Here is a 7,419-nt window from a genome sequence, read left to right on the forward strand (position 1 = left end):
GAAGATCCCGTCGATGGTGTAGGTGCCGTCGGCCGCGGTCGTGGCGGCATAGCCGCCGGCGAAGCCGGAGTCGTGACCGCCGAAGGCGACCGTGATGCCGGCCGCCGGGGCGCCGGTGTCCTGGTCGGTGACGACGCCGGTCAGGGTGCCCTTCGGCGAGTTCGCCGCGGGTGGCAAGGAGAAGTCCTCCGCCGGCTGGGTGTCACCGCCGCCGCTGGTGGCGGCGAAGTACCCCATGCCCCGCCGGGCGAAGACCTTCCAGGCGGCCGCGCTGTTCCGGCCGCCGAAGACGGCCCGGTCGGCGGCCAGGATCGAGTCGCGCATGTCGAGGTAGGACGGGTCAGCCGGGGACAGCTCCATCGCCCGGGTGATCAGGGACAGGGCCTTCTCCCGGCCGAGTTCGCGCCGAAGATCCCAGAGCGTCTGCGCCCAGATCTCGCCGTCGGTGTGGACCTCCGGCCCGATCGCCGAGATCTTGCCGAAGTCACCGTACGTGTAACCGCCCGGTCCGGTGGCGGCTTTGCCCGCGCAGCGGGGTGCGGTGCTGGCCACCGGGCAGTCGACCGCCTCGGTCCGGATCGTCCCGCCGCCGGTGAGGTAGTGCCCCATGGCGACCTCGCCGTCGGCCGTCGTGTCCGGCTCAAGCTTGCGGGCGACGAGATCGTCGAGGGCGTAGAAGTCGCTCCAGGCCTCTCCCATCGAGTTGGCCTGCTGGGAGGCGATAGTGGACACGCCGTCCGCGTCGACGACCAGGCGATTGCTCAGGCCGTGGGTGTACTCGTGGTAGATGACGTCCGCCTCGTCACCGGAGTTGACGGCCAGGAAGGGGTCGTTGGCGTTACTCGGATCCGGCCACAGGTACATCTGCATGGTCGGCGGCATGCCGTCCGGCAACGTGCTCATGTTGGCGTTGTCGGCGTGAGCCGGGTCCGGCAGTCCGTCCGCGGTGTTCGCGCCGTCGAGCGCCTGCGCCTCCACGCCGTCGCCGTCCGCCGCGTCGAAATTGCCGGCGGCCCGGGTGAAGCCGATCGGGGCGGCCGCGAGGTGGTCGTGCCACCGGCCCAGGTAGTAGAAGATCTGTGTCGCGTCCTGGCCCAGGTTCGTCCGCCACGATCCAGGGGTCCGAGGGTTCCAGGAGCACTGGAACTGGGGCTTGCACTTCCCGCCGGTGACGGCGGTGAAGTCGGTGAACTTGTAGTCGAACAAACCGTGGCCCGTGGCGGGGATCTCCTCGCCGGCGTTGGCCACATCGTCGTCGTTGAGGTCGGCGTAGACGTGCCCGACCGAGCCGGAGAGCGTGCGGGCGTCCGCCGGCAGCCACGAGCTCAGATCGACCTTCTTCTGCGTGCCGCCGCTCGGCGAACCGGGGTAGTACTCCCAGGCCAGGCCGCTGGAACCGCCGTCGTACTCGGCCTTGGTGTTCTGCCGGAAGAGCACCGTCCCGGAATCGGCCGCGACGACGACCACATAGCCCGGATCGGGCAGGACGACCTGCCAGGCGAGTACCGGGCCGGCGCCGGTCTGGAACATCACCAGCTTGGCCGAGCCGTCGTCGGTGAAGGTCGTGGATCTGACCGGGTCGGCCGATCGTTTGCTGACCGTGGCGCTGGTCCTGCCGTGCACGTCCCGCGCCGCCGCGTCCCGAGCCTTCTCCGCGGTGAGCCCGGGGGAGCCGGCGGCGGCGGGCATCGCGCTGATCGGCGACCCGTCGACCTGGATCAGCCGGCCGTCCTTCGTGACGTGGGCCTTGAGGCCGTTGCCGAACACCGCGACGCCGTCCACCGTCTGCTGAAGGCTCAGGTGGTGGACGCCGGCGATGTCGACGTAGTCCTGGCGCAGCCGCAGAGTACCGACCGCGGCGTCGTCGAGCCCGAAGACGTCGCGGTGCGCCTTCAGATAGTCGCGGACGATCGTCTCCGGCTTCCGGCGGCTGGCGCCGGTCAGGAAGCCGTCGAGCCGGGCGACGCGTCGCGGCGTACCCGTGGCCGGATCGAGGTCGACGAGACCCTGCACGCCGAGGGAATTGCGCAGGGTACGGGCCGCGCTGCCGGCCTGTGCGGCGGCTCGGAGCCGCTTGGCCGCCGTGGTGGCACCGGACGCGGCCGCACCACCGACGTTGATCGCCGACCGCGAGTCGTAGTTCGCCCGCTGCGGCGCTGCGGACGCTCGTACGGCAATCGGGTCAGGGGCGGCCTGCGCGCTGGCGGGAACGAGTCCCACCATCAGCACGACTCCCGCGCCGGCCGCCCACCAGCGCCGGCCGGGGCGCTGTTCGGTTCCAGCTCTCATTTGTGGTCCCTCCATGGACCGGGCGTAGCGGCGGCTTTCTCCGGCTGATGCCGGTAAGTCCGGTCCGCCCACGATTCGTGGCCCTTGCTTGCCCAGGAGGACGTTCACTGATGGGCATAGTTCAATCTGTTACGCCGGCGGGTCAGGACGCCGAGAACGGCTGGTACGCCAACGGCAACGCCGGCTGGTGGACGCTCGGCGGTGGTAGCTACACCGGTGACGGTTGTGACGGCCGGTTCGCCGATATGCCGATGTCCGGTTCCGATGCGGACAGCGCTGGGCAGTCCATCGTGTGGGGATTTCAGGTGGGTAGTGCGGCGCAGTCGTGCACGCTGTCGTTGTACGTGCCGACGAGCTCCAGCGCGCGCGACGTGGCGGCGCGCAGCGCCCATTTCGCCGTGGTGCACGGCACGACGGCGGGCATGATCGGTGTCAAGCTGACCAACCGCGGCGACCCGAACGGCTACGCGGAGAGCTACCCGCACCTCGCCGGTGGCGCGGTCGGAATCTCCTGCGTAGCTGAATAGCCGCGAAGCGGCCGGTCGATGGTGACCGGCCGCTTCGAGGTACTACCAGCCCACGGCCACCAACAGGTACTGCGGGTCGTTGTGCGAGATGAAGGTGGACTGGCCGGCCACGTCGTCGTACGGGAAGCCGTAGGCCAGTTTGTTGATCGCGTGGTCGTGCCAGAACTTCGCGTAGTAGTTCGCCGGCGCGGCCCGGTAGAAGTTGCTCACCGTCTCCCACTGCGACTGCGGCAGGTCGGCGGTGTGCCGGTTGAGGGCGGCGCACTGCTGCGGCTGACCGGCGAGCGTCCCCGCACAGCCGAAGATGTCGCTGGTGGCCGCGGTGATGCCGACCGTGGAGGCGTACGACGAGAGGTAGTTCTGGTATTGCCCGCCGGCCCGGAAGGCGGGGTCGCTGCCCGGGGCCAGGATCCGGTACGGCGCCGTCGCGGTGGCCAGATGCTTGAACTCGGCCGGCACCTCGTTCTGGAACTTCTGGAACGTCACCGCCCGGTCCTCGGCGAAGGTGGCCTGGTCCTCGCCGACCTGCACGTCGTTGCCGTCGTGCGAGTGCAGCCGCATGGCCAGCTTGAGCCCGAACGCGTCGACCCGCGTGGTGTTGCCGTTGAATTGGTCGGGCCCGACCGTGAACTCGATGAAGTCGTAGTACTGGCTGTCCGGCGAGCCGAGGTGGAAGTACATCCGGCCGGCCGAGTTCGCGGGCATGTCGAGATAGGGCTGCTCGGCGATCGAATGGGTCTGCCCGTTGAAGTTCCAGAAGACCTGGCTGTCCGGGTACTTGCCGTTGGTGCGGTTCAGGATCTTCACGGTGAGGACATTGCGGGCGGCCGGGATGTCACCGGTGCCGCCCCAGAAGTCGCCCGACGGCGGCGTGGCCGGGGGCGTGGTCGGGGACGAGCCGCCGGTGCCGAACACCTGGAACTCGAACAGTGAGTAGCCGTACTGCGTGGCGCGCGCGGTCGCGTACATCCGGACGTAACGCCCGTTGCCGTTGACCGTGAGGTTCTGCGTGCCGCCGGTGCCGGTCGTGGTGCTGTAGACCGTGGTCCAGGTGGTCCCGTCGGCCGAGGTCTGGAGCTGGAAGGCCTTGGCGTACGCGGCTTCCCAGCTCAGGGTCACCGAGCTGATGGCGGTGGTGGCGCCGAGGTCGACCTGCAGCCACTGCGGGTCGCTGAACGCCGACGACCAGCGCGTGCCGGTGTTGCCGTCGACCGCGGCCGATGCCGGGAACGCGCCCGGGTTCTCGCTCGACGACGCGATTGCGGTCTTGCCCTGTGAGATCGGGATCTCGGCGGCGTGCGCGGAGCCGAGGGTGACCACGCCGTACGCGAGAACGAGGAGGGCGAGCACGCCGGTCAGGATGACCGGCCGGCGCCTGAGGACAGGGGACATGGGAACTCCAGGTCTCGATGATGGCGTCCAGCGCCGCCCGCCGGGAACGGCGTGGGGATGGCGGACGTGAGCGCCCTGTCGAGTCAGTCCTATCGGCAAGTCGCCTAAGTGGCAAGGGCTCCCCGGTTACGGAACTGACGGGACGCCGGGTGAACAAGTGGACATCCCGGCCGTCTTCAAGGCATGCATCTTCTCCAGCCTTCCCGGCTCGGCGCGGTGGTGGTGGCCGCGGCGCTGCTCGGCGGCCTGCTGTCGGCGCCGGCCTACGCCGGTGCCGCTCGTCATGCGTTGCCCGACCCCGCTCTCGGGTGGACCAGCGGCCACACCCCGGACGGCCCGGCGGATCCGGCCCTGCTCCTGCACCTGCGGGTCTATCTGACCGGCCGCGCCCCGACGGCCGAGCACGCCGCGGCGACGGCCGTTTCCGACCCGGCCGATCCGGCGTACGCGCGGTATCTGAGCCCGGCCAGGTTCGCGGCGCGATTCGGGCCGACCACCGGCCAGACCGCCGCGGTGACGTCGTGGCTGACCGGCCAGGGCCTGACGGTGACCGGAACGACCGCGCACTACGTCGCCGTCGACGCCACTGTCGCCCAGGCCGACGCGGTGTTCGCGACCACCATCGACGCGTACAACGATGCCTTCAGCCCGGTCGGGGGCGCGTCGGTCCCGGCCGCTCTGGCCGGTGACATCGCCACCGTCACCGGACTCGCCGGCCTGAGCTTCGACCTGAAGAGTTCGGCCAAGAAGGTGCGGAAGGCCAAGACCGCGGCGGCGGAAAGCGCCAACTGCTCGCATTGGTGGGGCGAGCACGTCGCCGATATCCCGGCCGCGTACGGGCACACCACCGCGCCGACCACGATCTGTGGCTACACACCGCAGCAGCTGCGGGCGGCGTACGGAATCAGTTCGCAGGACGGCAAGGGCGCGACCGTCGCGATCGTGATGACCGGCCATCTGCCGAGCATGGAGGCCGACGCCAACCGCTTCTTCGCCGACCAGGGCGTGCCGGGATTCGCGCCCGGCCAGTACACGGCGACGACCACCCCGGCCGACTGCGACAACCAGTCGACGCTGCCCGTGGAGGAGGCGCTGGACACCGAGACGGTGCACATCATCGCCCCGGCGGCCAAGGTCGTCTTCGTGGCCGCCGCCTGCACGGGTGACAAGCAGCGGGCGCTGCTGGATGCCCAGACCACCGTGGTCGATCAGCATCTGGCCGACGTGACCACCGATTCGGTCAGCGTCCTGGAAAGCGACTTCTCGGCCGCCGACCGGGCGGCCTGGGAGCTGCTGTTCGTCCAGGGCGCGCTCGAGGGCATCGGGTTCGACTTCGACGCCGGCGACGGCGGCGACGACAACGGGACCGGAGAGGTCACCTTCCCGGCCTCCGACCCGTGGGCCACCGCGGTCGGCGGCACCAGCCTGCGGATCGGCGCCGGCAACCGGATCCTCGGCGAGACCGCGTGGGGTGACAACCTCGACGAGATCGACGGCGACACGTACAGCGAGCCGCTGCCCGGTTTCTTCGCCGGCGGCACCACGGGCGGCCGCAGTTCGGCCTTCGCCCAGCCGGCCTACCAGCGCCCCGCCGTGCCGCCGGCGCTGGCGACCGCCGGCGGCACCGGAGCGGCCCGGCGGGTCGTCCCGGATGTGTCGGCCGACGCCGGCGAACTCTGGCTGATCGGTTTCACCGGCGCCGACCAGGTCTACGACGAGAACGGCAGCGCGGGTTACGACGTCATCCCCGACGGCGCGACCAGCGGTTCGTCCCCGCTGCTGGCCGCCCTGGAAGCCGACGCGAAGCAGGGCGCCGGCCACGCCCTCGGCTTCGTCAATCCGGCGCTGTACGCCCGGGCCGGCACCGCGGCCCTGCACGACATCCTTCCCGTCGACCCGGCCGACCCGCCGATCGAGGTCGGCCCGAACGGTACGCCCACCCCGATCTACCTGAACACGCTCGGCACGGACACGTCGCTGACCGCCGCCTCCGGCTTCGACAACGCCACCGGGCTGGGCTCGGCGACAAAATCCTTCGTCGGTTCCTTCCGCCGCTGACCGGCCGGCGGATCAGGCCAGGAACTGTGCGCACTTGTTGAAGGCCAGGGCCATCCGTGGCGGATCGGCCGCGCCGGGAAGTGCCGGGGGCTCGGACCACGGTTCGGCCGAGCCCTCGGTGATCTCCCAGAAGCGGTCGCCCGCACTCATGTAGACACGCTGTTCGGGCAACGTCAGCACCAAGCCGTTGTCGCCGGCCCTTCATCTGGCGAGTCAAATTCTGACGTCGATTCGGCAAGCCGAGGAGCAGTCCGCTGAGCTGCTCGCCGCGCGGGCGGCCCCGGTGGCCGACGCGGTCGACAAAATGCGCGGTCTGTTGGATGAGGCGTCCCCGAAGAGGAACTTTCCGGGTCACGTCGGATCGGGATGGATAGGAACCCGACCGAAATAGAGAAGGGCCAACAAATCTATGTCGCAGCCGTTGGCGAGTCTGGACGTTGAGCCCGATGAGCTGGTGCCGCGCCGGGGAGCGCGGACCGGTTTCGTCGGTGCGTTCGTCCGTACTGCGAGGCGTGGATCGCAGACGTCCGCGGTGGGTAAGGCGGCCGTCGGTGCGCTCGTGGTGGTGCTGACGGCGGGTAGCGTCGTCGGGCTGAGCGTGCTGCTGCGCGGCACGAGCAAGACGGACACGGCCACCACGGCGTCACAGGCCGGTGGTACGGACGGCGGCGCCGGCGGCGGTTCAGGTCGCGCGTTGCCCTCGTCGTCGTCATCGTCGGCCGCCAAGGCCGACGACCCGTTGCAGACCGTACATGTCACCGAGCAGGGCGTGCGGGACACCCATCAATCGGCGGGGCAGCCGGCCGGCGCGCAGGCGCCGCCGGTTCGCCAAGTCACCGTCCAGGACGCCGGGACCTCGAGCGGCCAGACCGGCGCGACGACGTCCTCAGGCCAGAGCACAAGTAGCGGTACCAGTGCCCGCGCTGGCGCTGCCAGCAGCAGCACCAGCGGCAGCACCAGCACTCAGCGGGCTGTGGCCAAGCCGGTGACCTACCGCAACGTCGCCGGTTACGGTTGTGCCGTCAACGGCGCGTCGTACACCGAGAACGGCCGGTACACCAACGGCAACGCCGGCTGGTGGACGCTCGGCGGTGGTAGCTACACCGGTGACGGTTGTGACGGCCGGTTCGCCGATATGCCGATGTCCGGTTCC

At 70.2% G+C, this 7,419-nt stretch carries 5 protein-coding genes and 1 pseudogene; 3 read left to right on the forward strand and 3 right to left on the reverse strand.

What is annotated here, in order from left to right:
• The coding region (locus AB0J66_RS49635; RefSeq protein ID WP_364676539.1) for a M36 family metallopeptidase at nucleotides 1-2,289 on the reverse strand (2,289 nt) is incomplete at its 3' end.
• Nucleotides 2,290-2,399: 110 nt separating this feature from the next.
• Here AB0J66_RS49635 and AB0J66_RS49640 point away from each other — a divergent pair.
• Complete coding sequence (locus AB0J66_RS49640; RefSeq protein WP_364676541.1) at nucleotides 2,400-2,816, forward strand: hypothetical protein; 417 nt, start codon at nucleotides 2,400-2,402, stop codon at nucleotides 2,814-2,816.
• A gap of 42 nt (nucleotides 2,817-2,858) precedes the next feature.
• Here the strand turns inward: AB0J66_RS49640 and AB0J66_RS49645 are convergent, their stop codons facing one another.
• Nucleotides 2,859-4,208, reverse strand: a complete 1,350-nt coding sequence (locus tag AB0J66_RS49645) for a beta-1,3-glucanase family protein (RefSeq protein ID WP_364676543.1) — start codon at nucleotides 4,206-4,208, stop codon at nucleotides 2,859-2,861.
• 183 nt (nucleotides 4,209-4,391) lie between these two features.
• Between AB0J66_RS49645 and AB0J66_RS49650 the strand changes: the two genes are divergently transcribed.
• A complete protein-coding gene (locus AB0J66_RS49650) occupies nucleotides 4,392-6,266 on the forward strand; it encodes a protease pro-enzyme activation domain-containing protein (protein ID WP_364676544.1) in 1,875 nt (624 codons plus the stop codon).
• 12 nt (nucleotides 6,267-6,278) lie between these two features.
• On the opposite strand, the gene AB0J66_RS49655 is transcribed toward AB0J66_RS49650, so the two are convergent.
• The gene (locus tag AB0J66_RS49655) at nucleotides 6,279-6,416 is read right to left on the reverse strand and encodes a hypothetical protein (RefSeq protein WP_364676547.1); all 138 of its coding nucleotides are present in this window, start codon (nucleotides 6,414-6,416) and stop codon (nucleotides 6,279-6,281) included.
• A gap of 382 nt (nucleotides 6,417-6,798) precedes the next feature.
• Between AB0J66_RS49655 and AB0J66_RS49660 the strand changes: the two are divergent.
• Nucleotides 6,799-7,419 (forward strand): annotated as a pseudogene (locus AB0J66_RS49660) (hypothetical protein); the annotation flags it as partial.

The sequence above is a fragment of the Actinoplanes sp. NPDC049598 genome (assembly GCF_040675435.1).
GTDB lineage: Bacteria > Actinomycetota > Actinomycetes > Mycobacteriales > Micromonosporaceae > Actinoplanes.